This is a genomic window from Zavarzinia sp., from assembly GCF_041650655.1.
In the GTDB taxonomy this organism is placed as follows: domain Bacteria; phylum Pseudomonadota; class Alphaproteobacteria; order Zavarziniales; family Zavarziniaceae; genus Zavarzinia.
The window spans coordinates 1-13,454 of sequence record NZ_JBAZKR010000059.1 but is presented as its reverse complement, the minus strand read 5'-3'; the positions used below and the strand labels follow the sequence as shown (position 1 = coordinate 13,454).

Genomic DNA, 13,454 nt, shown 5'->3' with positions numbered 1-13,454 from the left:
CCGGCGCCTTCGCGTCAGGAGATCCCGGCTCTTCGGCCGGGATGACGAATTTCCAAACGGGCTCTCAGAAGGACACCGAGTACACAAATCAACTAAATGGATGCAGGTACTCTCCTGTCGGTCCGTATGATGCCGATGCAACTGCCCCCGCCGTATTTGCCAACTGCTCTATAAGAGGCCTCATCATTACGCCACACTCTTGAATACTGTTTGGAACGCTATCAAAAAGAACCTCTGAAAAATGATATTGGTCCTCCGAGAGCGTAGATATATCATCAGCGATACCATGGAGACCAACACCGATTTGCGTCCCTTTCACACCGACGAGACTTACCATCACTACGAAAGGCGGCTCCACGTCAAGAACTTTAAGGCCTTTAAGATAGCGAACGATGCCCATAAGTATGTAGCCTTCAATATCAATTGTGGCCAGTCTCGGACGCTCTTCCCTTTGCCCCCCTACTTTTGAAATTGAGGAGGCAACAGCTTCAAGGCGGCCATTCCGATATACCTGCGTATATGCCCGTTGCGTTGGCGAGGCGGCATCAGCATTCGATGGAAGAAAAATACCATCGAAATTTACCCACCAGTTACCAGCTGACCTGGATCCAATAGGCGAAAAATTGTGTGGGTTACTATTGATGGCAGCCAGAGAGATTGGAGAACAGGCGGGATTTAGAGAAGAATATGGAACAACATGAATTATGATGCGCGCTCGATCTATCATCTTTACCGGAATAAGATCAGCAGTTATTTTTGCCAATCTATCAAATCGAAAATCTCTAATACGATCGGCTAGGTGGGGCGCAAAATTGAACAATGATCTAAGTTCTTCAACGTTCGGTTCATATTTCCCTGCAGAAGATCGAGCCCAGAATCTGTTACCTCCTGTACCGTTTCGAACAACCCGGTGCGGAGGATTGAAACTCCGGGGAACCCGAATGATTAAAATCTCTCCTCCCGTAACAGGTACACGCCTAAACGACAAACCCGCAATCCGGGGCTCAATGTTGAATTGAGCCATTTGCTCAAGACGAAGAATTTCCTTATCAACGTCGACATCAAGACAAAATATTCCCGTTGGAACACCAGCGATTTCTTTCATTCCAATTATTATATCGCCGCCAGCCGTGTTGGCAAAAGACGTGACATCGGCCAACCATTCAGCCCTATCCCTTTCCCCATCGCCATAACTCTTGAGCTTGTATTCAATATTTCGCGCCTCCGGTACTTTCGCTTCAATCAGGCGCTTGAGATGAGATTCGTTTATGGCGTCAAGAAGGACATATTGCAGTGTCATTTGCGGTCCCTATCGAGCTCGGGCCACCAATCATAGCTCTGAGGGTGAGTGGAGGCGAAGCCTAGTACGCGCGCCCCCCTCTACCCCGCCGCCACCTCGTAAAGCCCCCGTCGGTCCTTCACCGGCTTGAACCTGTTGGTCAGGCCGAGCACGGTTTCGGCGGCGCCGAGGCAGAGCATGCCGTCGTCGGGCATGAGGCGGGCGATGCGGTCGAGGATCTGGCTCTTGGTGGGCTGGTCGAAGTAGATCAGCACGTTCCGGCAATAGACCATGTCGAAGCGGCCGAGGCTGGCAAATGAGTCGAGCAGGTTGAATTCGCGGTATTGCACCATCGAGCGGATCTCGGGGGCGATCCGCCACTGCTCGCCGTCCTTCTTGAAATATTTGACCAGGAGCTGGATGGGCAGGCCGCGCTGGACCTCGAACTGGGTGTAGAGGCCGTTCTTGGCCCGGGTCAGGACTTCGGCCGAAATGTCGGTGCCGACGATCTCGATCCGCCAGCCGGCCAGCACCGCCTTCTGTTCCGAGAGCAGCATGGCGAGCGAATAGGGCTCCTGCCCGGTCGAACAGGCGGCGGACCAGATGCGGATCCGCTTCTCGCCCGCGCGGGTCTCCATCAGGCGGGGCAGGACGTAGCCCTTGAACAGGTCGAAGGGCGTGTTGTCGCGAAAGAAGAAGGATTCGTTGGTGGTCATCGCCTCGACCACGTCGCGGATCAGCGCCTCGTCCCGGCGGCGGAGCGCCGCCGCAAGGCCGTCGAGCGAGCCGAGGCCGCGCTTCCGGGCGATCGGCAGCAGGCGGGATTCGACCAGATACCCCTTGTCGCCGCTGAGCACGAGGCCGGAGCGCGTCTTCAGCAGGTCGGCCAGGAACTGGAAATCGGCAGGGTTCATTCAGCGCACCCCCGCCAGCAGCGGCCCGCGCGCCATGCGCTCGACCGCTGCCCCGATCTCGCCGAGCGGCAGCACGGCGGCGCAGATGCCGGCGGTGGCCACGGCCCCCGGCATGCCCCAGACGACGCTGCTCGCCTCGTCCTGGGCGAGCACGGTGCCGCCCGCGGCGACGATGGCGCGGCCGCCCACCAGCCCGTCCTGGCCCATGCCGGTCAGGATCACGGTGAGCACCGCCGGGCCATAGGCGGCGGCGATCGAGCGCAGCATGGGATCGACCGAGGGACGGCAGAAATTCTCCGGCGGGTCGTCGGTCAGGCGGATCACCCGCTGATTGCCCGAACGGTCCACCAGCATGTGGCGGTTGCCGGGGGCGACATAGATGCGCCGGCCCTGGATCGCCTCGCCGTCCACACCCTCGGCCGCGGGCACGCCGCTGGAGCGCGCCAGATGCTCGGCCAGGATCGCGGTGAAGGTCGCCGGCATGTGCTGGGTGATCAGGATCGGCTGTTCGACGCGCTGCGCCATGGTGCCGAGCACGGCGGCGAGGGCCTGGGGCCCGCCGGTCGAGGAGCCGATGGCGATCACCTGCGGCCGCACGGTGCCGGGCGCGCGCAGGGCGACGACGGCGGGTGCGGCGGGTGCCGGCGGCGGCGGCCGCTTGGCGATGCCGAAGGCGGGCGCCGGAGCCGGGGCGGCCGATACCGCCGGCCGGCCGATCAGGCGGTTGCGGCGCCGGGCGGCCTGGCCGAGGGCGCGCACCTTGGCCACCAGCTCGGCCCTGAAGGCGTCGACCGTGCCGGCCTCGCGGGTCGAGCTCGGCTTGGTCAGATAGTCGGCGGCGCCGAGGGTCAGCGCCTTCATGGAAACCTCGGCCCCGGCCCGGGTCAGGGTCGAGGACATGAGCACGCGGACGCCGCGCACCTGCTTCAGGATCTCGGGCAGCGCGGTCAGCCCGTCCATCTCGGGCATCTCGATGTCGAGGATCACCACCTCGGGATTGGCGCGCGCCACCTGGCGCACGGCGAGCGCGCCATTGGCCGCGGTCGCCACCACTTCGATGTCCGGCTCCGCCTCGAGCCAGCGGCCGACCATGCCGCGGATCACCGCCGAGTCGTCGACCAGCATGACCCGGAGCGGTCCGTCGTCCGCCGGCCTGTCCCCGGTTGGCTCGGCACCCGCCATCAGAGCACACCGACCGAGGCGAGCTTGGCTTCCAGGATCTCGCGATCGAAGGGTTTCATGATGTATTCGTTGGCGCCGGATTCGAGGGCGAGCTGGATGTGGTCCAGGTCGTTCTCGGTGGTGCAGAACACCACCACGGGAGCGTCACCGCCCGGCATGACGCGCAGCGCCTGAAGGAATTCGAGGCCGTTCATCACCGGCATGTTCCAGTCGAGCAGGATGAAGTCCGGCAGCTTGGCGGCGCAATGCTCCAGGGCTTCCTTGCCGTCGGCCGCCTCGTCGACCGCGAAGCCGATCTCTTCCAGCATGCGGCGCGCCACCTTGCGGATGACGCGGGAATCGTCGACGACAAGACACGCCTTCATCGCTCGCCCCTACCTTTGTGACCGGCCGCGCAGCGTCAGGCCGCGCGGCGCTTGTTATCGAGCGTCGAGCGCAGCGATTCGAGCAAGCCCTCGCGGTCGCCCTTGGCCACATAGTCGATGAAGCCGACCTGGCGCCCGCGCTCGAAATCGGACGGCGCCGTGCGCGAGGACAGCGCGATGATCGGCGTATCCCGCCAGCGCCCCTCGGCCTTCACGGTCTCGGCGAATTCGAAGCCGTCCATGCCGGGCATTTCGATGTCGGACAGGATGAGATCGAACTTGGCGCCCTGTTCGCGCAGCTTCAGGGCCGAAGCGGCATCCTCCGCCGCGGTCACGTCGTAACCGGCGACCGAGAGCACGGGCATGATCATGCTGCGGAAGAACGGGCTGTCGTCGACCAGGAGGAGCGAACGGTGGCGCTCGGTCGCCGGCATTTCGGCGGCGGAGCGGCGGAACCAATCGTCATAGGCCATGGTCAGGTAATGGGCGACGTCGACCACGCCGGTCGCCTGGCCGGCCACCACGGCGGTGCCGATCAGGCCCGGGCGGGCCGCCTTCAGCTCGACCTTCAGCTCGTCTTCGACGATGTCGACGATCTCGTCGACCGCGAGGCCCATGGCCCGTTCGCCGTCGGCGAAGACCAGCACGGGCTGGCCGCCCTCGGTCTTCAGGCGGAATTCGGGATCGAGGCAGACGAGCGGCATCAGGCGGCCGCGATATTGCACCACCGGCTTGCCGTTGGAACGCTCGATGCGGCCGACCTCGATCTCCTCCAGGCGGGCGATCAGGGACAGCGGCACCGCCTTGGGTTCGGCACCACCGGCCTTGAAGATCAGGAGCGAGGTGCGCTCGGCGGCGGCGCCGGCGGCAACCACTTCGGTCTGGCCGTCCTGGTTCTCGCGCAGCGCCTCGCCGGTCTGCAGGGCGAGGCCGTTGGGATCGAGGATCATGATCACGCTGCCGTCGCCGAGAATGGTATTGCCCGAGAACAGGGTGTTGTTGCGCAGGATACTGGCCACCGGCTTGACCACGATTTCCTCGGTGTCGAAGACGCGGTCGACGACGATGCCGAAGGTCTGGTTGCCGACCTGGGCGACGATGATGAAGGCTTCGTCCGGCCGCTTGGTGCCTTCCGGCACCAGCTTCAGCGTGTCGGCCAGGAAGATCAGGGGCAACAGGCGGTTGCGCAGGCGGACGACCGGGGTGCGGTTGATCACCTCGATCCGGTGTTCGGAATCGGGCGTCGCACGCACCAGCTCGACCACGCCGATCTGCGGCACGGCGAAGCGCTCGCCCGCACATTCGACGATCAGGGCGGAGACGATCGCCAGCGTCAGCGGGATCTTGATCTGGAAGGTGGTGCCCTTGCCGGCCACCGTCTTCAGGTCGATGGTGCCGCCGATCTTCTCGATATTGGTGCGCACCACGTCCATGCCGACGCCGCGGCCCGAGACGCTGGTCACCTTTTCCGCGGTCGACAGGCCGGGGTGGAAGATGTAGCGCCCGAGCTGGGCATCCGACATCGCTTCCAGCTCGGCCTCGGAGGCATAGCCGCCGGCCGCCACCTTGGCCTTGATCTTGGCGAGGTTCAGGCCGCGGCCGTCATCCGCCACCTGGATGATGATGTGGCCGCCCTCGTGATAGGCGTTCAGGGTGACCCGGCCGGTCTCCGGCTTGCCGGCGGCGCGGCGCTCTTCCGGCGTCTCCAGCCCGTGATCGGCCGAATTGCGCACCATATGGGTGAGCGGGTCCTTGATCAGTTCCAGCACCTGGCGGTCGAGTTCGGTCTCGGCGCCATGCATCTGGAGGTCGATCTTCTTGCGCAGCTCGTGGGAAAGGTCGCGCACGATGCGCGGCAGCTTGGCCCAGGCGTTGCCGATCGGCTGCATCCGGGTCTTCATCACCGATTCCTGCAGCTCGCTGGTGCACAGCGACAGGCGCTGCAGCGGGCCGGAGAATTCGGTGTCGCCCATGCGGCGGACCATCTGGAGGAGCTGGTTGCGGGTCAGCACCAGTTCCGAAACCATGGTCATCAGGTTTTCGAGGAGGTCGACCGAGACGCGCAGCGTCTGGTTCGCCACGGCGCTCTCGCCGCGCGGCTCGGCATCGGCGTGCTCGGCGGGGCGGGCGGGCGGCGCCTGCTGGTCACGGGCGACCACGGCGGTCGCCGCCGCTTCCTCTTCAGAGAGCAGCGGCGGGGCACCGGCGGCGATCGCCTCCGGTCCCGGCGCCATCTGGAAGGCGGCCTCGAGTTCGTCCAGGCTGACTTCGCCCGGCTTCGGCGTCCGTTCGGGCAATACCGCCGGCATCGCGACGACTTCGGCGGCGGGGACGGGCGCCGGTGCCGGGACGGGAGCGGGTACGGCGGCGGCGGGCGGGGTGTAGCGGCCCTCGGCCATGTCGTCCAGGCGGGCGATGATCGCGGCGTCGTCGCCGGCCGGCTCCTGTTCGGTCGCTTCCAGGACCGAGAGGATCGCCTTGATGCCGTCCAGCGCCTCGAGGATCAGGCTGACCGCATCCTCGGTCACCGTCATCTCGCCGGCGCGGAACTTGCCGAGCACGTTTTCGGCGGCATGGGCCAGGGCTTCGAGCCGGGGCAGGCCCAAGAAGCCGCAGGTGCCCTTGATGGTATGGACCAGGCGGAAGATGTTCGACAGGACGTCCCGATTGTTCGGATCCTGTTCGAGTTTCACGATCTCGACGTCGACGACGTCGAGGTTCTCGGCCGTCTCGGTCAGAAATTCTCGCAGCAGGTCGTCCACGGGCACCCCCGGTCGTCGTTCGCCGGTCGTGGCCGCACCGCGCCCGGTCGAGATGGTTGATCTGCCCCATGCTCGACCGGGGGCGTAAATATTCGATGAACGACCGCCCGGCCGCTAGGAAGCGGCGGGCGCCAGCCGCAGCACCACCCGCCCGGGCTCCGACGCTGCGGACAGGGCGAGGCCGGCGGCGGCGGCCAGGTGGCGCAACAGGACGAGGGGGGCGGTGCGCGCCTCGGCCTCGGCCTCGTCGCCCGCGATGATGCGTTCGTGACTCGCCGGCAGGGCGCAGCGCTCGCCCTCCGCCGTGGCGGTGGGGCCGGCGCCGAGGCCGAGCCGGCCGCCGCGCGGCAGGCAGTCCGCCGCGATCAGGGCGAGCAGGAAGAGGCGCCGCGCCTCCGCCCGCGTGAGGCTCGTGCCCATGCCGTCGAGGCTGGTCTGGATGCGCCGGCCGCGCAGGGCCGCGGCGACGATTTCTGCCGCCTCGTCGCGTCCGAGGCTCGAACTGTCGTCGGCGAAGCCAAAGGCGATGCGGAAGAAATTCAGCCGTGCGGTCAGTTCCGCGGCACTGTCGCCGAGCAGGCCGAGCGACTGTTCGCGCAATTCCTCGTCGTCCTCGGCATCCGAGAGCAGCTCGACACCGTTCACCACCGCCCCCACAGGCCCGACCAGGTCGTGGCAAAGGCGCGAGCAGATGAGGCCGGTGAGGGCCAGGGGATCGATCGAAGACAAGACGACACCGATTGAAACAGGACGACGGAAACCCGGCCTTCGTGGCCCTTGCTGTAGCGGTGCCACGGGATGACACTGGCGGCGCCAGACAGTCCGGCCGGGGGTCGCAGATTAACGCAGCGCACCCCCCGCCGCACAATTTCTTTCGTCGCAGAGGTCAAGCCATGCCGCGCCATCCCGCCGCCAGCCTGCTCGCCCCCGGGGCACGGGTGCGCCACCCGCAGGAGCCGGACTGGGGCCTGGGCCAGGTCCAGAGCGTGGTGGGCGCCCGCGTCACGGTGAATTTCGAACATGCGGGCAAGCGGCTCATCAATGTTGCCGTGGTAGACCTGGAGCTTGTCGACGGCGCCGCCGAGACCCGCTATTAAGTCGCATCCTTCTTCTGCGTCCCGGTCCACCATGCCCTTCGATGCTTCCGCCCGCGCCGACCTGATCGTCCCCCTCGCCGACCTGGCCAGGGCGGCCGGCGTCGAGATCATGAAGATCTACGAGAGCGATTTCGCCGTCCGCTCGAAAGGCGCCGAAGGCCCGGTGACCGACGCCGACCTGGCGGCCGAGGCGGTGATCCTGGCCGGCCTCGCCAAGCTGACCCCGGAAATTCCCGTGGTCGCCGAAGAACTGGCGGCGGCCGGCCAGCTGCCGGCCGGCAATCCCGCCGCATGGCGCCAATTCTGGCTGGTCGACCCGCTGGACGGGACCAAGGAATTCGTCAAGCGGAATGGCGAATTCACCGTGAACATCGCCCTGATCGAGGACGGCGTGCCGGTCATGGGCGTGGTCCACACGCCTGCCAAGGGCTGGACCCATACCGGCCACGGCATGGGCACCGCCGCCGTGCGCCGCCAGGGCCTGCCGCCCCAGCCGATCCGCGTCCGCCCGGTACCGCCGGCCGGCCTCACCGTGGTCGCCAGCCGCAGCCACCGCGACAAGGAAACCGACGATTTCCTGGCCGACCTCCAGGTCGAGACCATCCTGTCGGCCGGTTCGTCGCTGAAATTCTGCCTGGTCGCCGAAGGCCAGGCCGATCTCTACCCGCGCATGGGACCGACCATGGAATGGGACACCGCGGCCGGCCATGCCGTGGTGCTGGCCGCCGGCGGCACGGTGACCACCCTCGAAGGCGCCGCCCTCTCCTATGGCAAGCCCGAGTTCCGCAATCCGAAGTTCGTCGTCAGGGGCGGCTGACCCCGCCCTTCCCGCATCCGGCCTCCCGGCCCCAGGACCATGCCCAGAGACAACGGTGAATTCGCCCCCCAGAAGGCGAAAGACGAGGAACGGCCGGCCCTGGTGGTGCCGCAGGCCGAAAGGCGCCGCGCCTTCCTGGTGCTCACCCTCGGGCTGATGTGCACCGGCTTCTCGCAGGCCGTGGTCTACGCCATCCTGCCGCCGATCGCCCGCGATCTCGGCCTGTCCGAACTCCAGGTCGGCAGCATCTTCGTGCTCTCTTCGGCCTTCTGGGTGCTGACCACGCCCTGGTGGGGCCGGCGTTCCGACCATCTGGGGCGCAAGCGCACGATCCTGATCGGGCTGTTCGGCTTCGCCCTCTCCATGCTGCTGTTCACCGTGGCGCTGGAAGCGGCGCAGGCGCATTGGCTGCCCATCGCCGTCGCCTTCCCGATCCTGATCGTCACCCGCTCGCTCTACGGCCTCATCGTCTCGGCCGCCAATCCGGCCGCCCAGGCCTATGTCGCCGAGCGGACGGCGCGGGAGGAGCGGACAAGGGCGGTCGCCACCATCGGCGCCGCCTATGGCCTCGGCGCCACCATCGGCCCCGGCGTCTCGGCCAGCCTGGTGATCCTGGGCATCCTGGTGCCCTTCTATTTCACCGTGCTGCTCGGCCTCGTCAGCGCCGCCGCGATCTGGCGCTTCCTGCCCGAAGGCCAGGCCCGGCTCGAAAAGCCGCCGCGCATCCGGCTCAGCATCCTGGACCGGCGCATCACGCTCAATCTCGTCAACGGCGTGCTGATCTCGGCCGCCCAGGCGATCATGATCCAGACCGTCGCCTTCTACATGATGGACCGGCTCTCGCTGCCGCTCGATTCGGCGGCGCAATTCGCCGGCATCGGCCTGATGGCGGCCTCCCTCGCCGCGCTCTTCGGCCAGCTCGTGATCGTGCATCGCTTCCGCATGTCGGCCCCCGTGCTGGAGCGGACCGGCCTCGGCATCGCAGCGGCGGCCTTCCTTGCGCTGGGCTTTTCCTTTCAGCTCGGGCCGCTCGTCTTCGCGCTGACCATGATCGGGCTCGGCCAGGGCATGTCGCGGCCGGGCAATTCCGCCGTGGCCTCCCTCGTCGTCCGCCGGCACGAACAGGGTGCCGTCGCCGGCCTCAGCAACGCCACCAACGCGGTCGGCTTCCTGTTCATGCCCTTCATCGCCATGCCGGCCTATAAACTCGACCCTGCGCTACCCTATTTCATCGGTGCCGGGCTGCTCGCTCTCGGCCTGGCGATCTCTTTCCTCGATCCCAACGCCCGCCGGGCCGGGGCTGCCGGGGCCGAGGGCTACGACGAGATGGACGACGGACTGCCGCACCTCTGATCACCCCCTTGATCTCGGGCCGAGCGATCCCCAGTTTGCGCACTGCAATATTGGGGGAGATCGATGCTCGAACGTGTGATCGAACAGGCCATCCTGGCCAGCCGCTGGCTTCTGGTGCCGCTCTATCTCGGCCTCGCGGCCATGCTGGTGGTGCTGACCGTCCAGTTCTACGTCGATTTCTTCCATGTCATCGGCACGCTGACCGAGACGGACGATTCGACCATCATCCTGGAAGCGCTGGCCCTGATCGACCTCGTCCTGGTCGCCGGCCTGATCACCATGGTGGTGATCAGTTCCTACGAGAATTTCGTCTCCAAGATCGACGTGAGGGAAGGCCAGGACACGCCGCCCCTGTTCGGCAAGCTCGACCCCGGCACGCTGAAGATCAAGCTGGGCGCCTCCATGGTGGCGATCTCGTCGATCCAGCTGCTCAAGGCCTTCGTCAGCGTCGGCAAATATTCCTCGACCGAGCTCGCCTGGCTGATCGGCATTCACATGACGCTGGTGGTCTCGACCCTGCTGATGGCCATCATCGACAAGCTGGCCTTCTCCAAGGGCGCCAAGGAAAAGGCCTGAAACGCCCCTCCCGTCATGGCCGGGACTTCGCCCGGCCATGACGATCACACGTGGCGCCAAGAAGTCGTGAACAACCTGCTGACCTTGACCGAACAGCCACGGGCCACGACGCAATAGGAACGCAATCGAAAGCGCCCTCAGCGTTCGGTCAGTTTCAGCTCGATCCGGCGGTTCCGGGCCAGCGCCTCTGTCGTGCCGCTGGCATCCAGCGGCTGGAATTCGCCGAAGCCGGCGGCGGCCAGGCGCTCGGCCGGGATGCCCTGGGCGATCAGGAATTTCACCACGGCCACGGCGCGCGCGGTCGACAGTTCCCAGTTCGAGGCATAGAGCGGCGAATTGAGGATCGGCGTCACGTCGGTATGGCCGTCGACGCGGAGGATCCACGGCAGGTCCGTCGGGATCTGCCCCGCGATTTCCTTCAAGGTCGCGGCGAAACGGGCCAGCGTGTCCTGCCCGCCCTGGCCGAGCTCGGCCGAACCGGAAGCGAAGAGCACTTCCGACTGGAAGACGAAACGATCGCCCACGATGCGGACGTCCTGCCGGTCGCCCAGCACTTCACGCAGGCGCCCGAAGAATTCCGAGCGGTAACGCGCCAACTCCTCGACCTTGCTGGCGAGGGCGAGGTTGAGCCTTCGCCCGAGGTCGGCGATCACCGCCTGGGATTCCCGGTCCTTGGTGTCGGACTGGTCGAGCATGGCGGCGATCTCCTTCAACTGCTCGCGGAGTTCGGCGAGCTGGCGGTTGAGGAGATCGACCTGGGCCTGGGCATCGGCGCTGAGCGCCTTTTCGCGGTCGAGCTCGGCGGTCAGCGCGCCGACCTCGCCTTGCAGGCCCTCGGCATTCTCGCCCTGCTCCGCGAGCTGGGCGCGGAGCGTGTCGCGCTCGCCGTTCGCCTTCTCGACCCCGGCCGAGAGACTGGAGACCGAGAGGCGAAGTTCCGCATTGGCCTGACGTTCGAGCGCCAAGAGATCGGTCAGATCGGCGATCTGGCGGTTGAGCCGAACCAGCGCCTCGTCCCGGCCGGACAGTGCCTGGCTGAGAAAGAATTGCGCCAGCATGAAGACCGAGAGCAGGAAGGAAATCGCCAAGAGCAGCGTGGTCAGCGCATCGACGAAGCCGGGCCAGATATTGACCGGCCCCTGGTCGCGGAAACGCCGGCTGCGCGAGGCCACGTCAGCGCTCCTCGGCCGCCATGGCGGCGATCGTCCGGGTCAGGATCTTGACCTGGGCCGCCACTTCGTCGAGGCCGCTGCGCTGGCCCTCCGTGAGCCGGGTGATGCCGGTGTCGATGCTGCGCAGATGGGCCTTGGCGGCATCGTCGAGCGCCGGAGTCGCCTGGGCCTGGGCCAGGCGTTGCAGGGCGGGCTTCAGCTCCATCTGGGCTTCGGCGATGCGCACCATCAGCTCCTGCTCGGCCCGCATCTGGGAAGCGAGCGTGGCCAGCCGTTCCGTCAGCGAGACCAGGGCCTCGTTCGCCGTGGCGCGGTTCTCTTCGGCATGGGCCATGGTGCGCTGGAGCCGGTCAAGGCTCTCGGCCGTCGATTCGAGCAGGGCGGAGACATAGGCAGGCACGCCGGCGCCACCCTCGCCCTCGCCCACCGGGCCGGAGGAGCCGAGGCGGGTATTGGCGGTCAGGTAATCCTCGACCTCGCCCAGGAAGCGGCCCTGGGCCTGGCCCGCCTGAAGCTCCAGGAAGCCGAGCACGAGCGAGCCCGAAAGGCCGAACAGCGAGGACGAGAAGGACGTCCCCATGCCCGACAGCGGCGCCTCGAGACCGCGCTTAAGTTCCCCGAACATGGCGGGGAAATCGCCGCCGCCGGTGATGTTCAGGTTGCGGATGGCATCACCGATCGACGACACCGTCGAGAGCAGGCCCCAGAAGGTGCCGAGCAGGCCGAGGAAGATCAGCAGGGAAACGAGATAGCGGCCGATCTCACGCTTCTCGTCCAGCCGGGCAGCCAGACCGTCGACCAGGGCGCGCGATGCGGTCGGGCCGAGCTGCCAGCGGCTGCCGCGCCTCTCGCCCATGGTGGCCGCGATCGGGCCGAGCAGGTCGGGCATGGGGGCCGAATTCAGCGCCGGGTCCTGGCGGGTCAGGCGCTCGAACCAGCGCGCTTCCGGGCGGAGCGCCAGCACTTCCCGCAGCATGTAGACGATGCCGAGCAGCAAGACCGCCAGGATCACCGAATTCAGCGGCACATTGGTGGCGAAGAAGCGGCTGGCCGGGCCGAGCAGGACCACCGCGACGGCGACGATCACCAGCAGGAACAAGGTCATGCGCAACAGGTAGCGATCGGGATTCATGGTCCTCGTCCCCCGGCCCGCAGCACAAACGATACCTGCGGCCGTTTCGGCTCAAGACTTTCCGATGCCGGGCGCCTGCGCGGCCCCGGCATCAAGGCATCAGGGCGATGTCCACCCCGTCGGCCACCGGCGCATCCGGCGCCATGCCGACCGCACGCAGGTCGATCCGGTTGGCGGCCACGCCATGTTCGATCAGATAGGTGCGCACCGCCAGCACACGCTGGCGGGCCAGACGGCGGGCGCCCGTCGCCGTGTCGTTGGCGCCGCTGGCGAAACCGCGCAGCAGGATGCGCCCCTCCGGCGTCTGCAACTGCTGGACCGCTGTATCGAGCGCCGCCTTGGCGGCGTCGTCCAGCACGTCGCTGGTGGTGGCGAAGGAGACCTTGCCCACCGGCTTGGCCACCGCGGGCAGGCCGCCGGTACCGGCCGGGACCGGGCCGGGTGCGGCGGGCAGCGCCGCCACGGGGGCCGGGGCAGGTGCTGGCGCTGGTTCAGGCGCGACAGCGGGGGCCGGCGCAGGCTCGGGTTCCGGCGCCGGCGGTAGGGCGCTGGTCAGATCGGTCGGCCTGCCGGGTTCCGGCGCCGTCTCCACCGCAGGCGGAGGAGGAGGCGGGGGCGGCGCTGGTGGCGGTGGTGGCGGCGGTGGCGGCGCGGGCGGGGCAGCCGGCGGCACGGCGGGCTCGCCCAGCCGGGTGCCCAGCTCGGTCATCGCCAGCATGCGCGGCGTCGTCGCGTCCACCACCGGGCGCGGCGGCGGAGGCGGCGGGGGTGGGGCCGCCGGGGGTTCCACGACCGGCGCCGGTTC

At 67.1% G+C, this 13,454-nt stretch carries 13 protein-coding genes; 4 read left to right on the top strand and 9 right to left on the bottom strand.

The window, feature by feature from the left end:
• Positions 1-88: 88 nt before the first annotated feature.
• The 6 genes from WC493_RS14205 to WC493_RS14180 form a co-directional block, all read right to left on the bottom strand.
• On the bottom strand, positions 89-1,300 hold the full coding sequence (locus tag WC493_RS14205) for a helix-turn-helix domain-containing protein (protein ID WP_373066189.1): 1,212 nt from the start codon (positions 1,298-1,300) through the stop codon (positions 89-91).
• A gap of 80 nt (positions 1,301-1,380) precedes the next feature.
• A complete protein-coding gene (locus WC493_RS14200; protein WP_373066188.1) occupies positions 1,381-2,193 on the bottom strand; it encodes a protein-glutamate O-methyltransferase CheR in 813 nt (270 codons plus the stop codon).
• Entirely contained in the window at positions 2,194-3,375 is a 1,182-nt protein-coding gene (locus WC493_RS14195) for a chemotaxis response regulator protein-glutamate methylesterase (protein WP_373066187.1), read from the bottom strand.
• Positions 3,375-3,740 carry a PleD family two-component system response regulator gene (locus tag WC493_RS14190; RefSeq protein WP_373066186.1) on the bottom strand — a complete coding sequence of 122 codons (366 nt, stop codon included), beginning with the start codon at positions 3,738-3,740 and terminating at the stop codon, positions 3,375-3,377. Before WC493_RS14190 ends, WC493_RS14195 begins: the two co-directional genes overlap by 1 nt.
• Positions 3,741-3,775: 35 nt before the next feature.
• Complete coding sequence (locus WC493_RS14185) at positions 3,776-6,502, bottom strand: chemotaxis protein CheW (protein WP_373066185.1); 2,727 nt, start codon at positions 6,500-6,502, stop codon at positions 3,776-3,778.
• 114 nt (positions 6,503-6,616) lie between these two features.
• Positions 6,617-7,231, bottom strand: coding sequence for a histidine phosphotransferase family protein (locus tag WC493_RS14180; protein WP_373066184.1), 615 nt, complete (start codon positions 7,229-7,231; stop codon positions 6,617-6,619).
• A 164-nt stretch (positions 7,232-7,395) separates the two neighbouring features.
• Here WC493_RS14180 and WC493_RS14175 point away from each other — a divergent pair, with 164 nt between their 5' ends.
• The 4 genes from WC493_RS14175 (at position 7,396) to WC493_RS14160 (ending at position 10,345) form a co-directional block, all read left to right on the top strand.
• The gene (locus tag WC493_RS14175; protein WP_373066183.1) at positions 7,396-7,599 is read left to right on the top strand and encodes a DUF3553 domain-containing protein; all 204 of its coding nucleotides are present in this window, start codon (positions 7,396-7,398) and stop codon (positions 7,597-7,599) included.
• Between the two features lie 31 nt (positions 7,600-7,630).
• The gene (cysQ, locus tag WC493_RS14170) at positions 7,631-8,416 is read left to right on the top strand and encodes a 3'(2'),5'-bisphosphate nucleotidase CysQ (protein ID WP_373066182.1); all 786 of its coding nucleotides are present in this window, start codon (positions 7,631-7,633) and stop codon (positions 8,414-8,416) included.
• A 39-nt stretch (positions 8,417-8,455) separates the two neighbouring features.
• Entirely contained in the window at positions 8,456-9,769 is a 1,314-nt protein-coding gene (locus tag WC493_RS14165; protein WP_373066181.1) for an MFS transporter, read from the top strand.
• Positions 9,770-9,832: 63 nt separating this feature from the next.
• Positions 9,833-10,345 carry a TIGR00645 family protein gene (locus WC493_RS14160; RefSeq protein ID WP_373066180.1) on the top strand — a complete coding sequence of 171 codons (513 nt, stop codon included), beginning with the start codon at positions 9,833-9,835 and terminating at the stop codon, positions 10,343-10,345.
• A gap of 137 nt (positions 10,346-10,482) precedes the next feature.
• On the opposite strand, the gene WC493_RS14155 is transcribed toward WC493_RS14160, so the two are convergent.
• The 3 genes from WC493_RS14155 to WC493_RS14145 form a co-directional block, all read right to left on the bottom strand.
• Positions 10,483-11,517, bottom strand: coding sequence for a peptidoglycan -binding protein (locus WC493_RS14155; RefSeq protein WP_373066179.1), 1,035 nt, complete (start codon positions 11,515-11,517; stop codon positions 10,483-10,485).
• Position 11,518: 1 nt separating this feature from the next.
• Positions 11,519-12,649, bottom strand: coding sequence for a flagellar motor protein MotA (locus WC493_RS14150; protein ID WP_373066178.1), 1,131 nt, complete (start codon positions 12,647-12,649; stop codon positions 11,519-11,521).
• Between the two features lie 91 nt (positions 12,650-12,740).
• Positions 12,741-13,454: OmpA family protein (locus tag WC493_RS14145; protein ID WP_373066177.1), on the bottom strand; the 714-nt coding region annotated here is incomplete at its 5' end.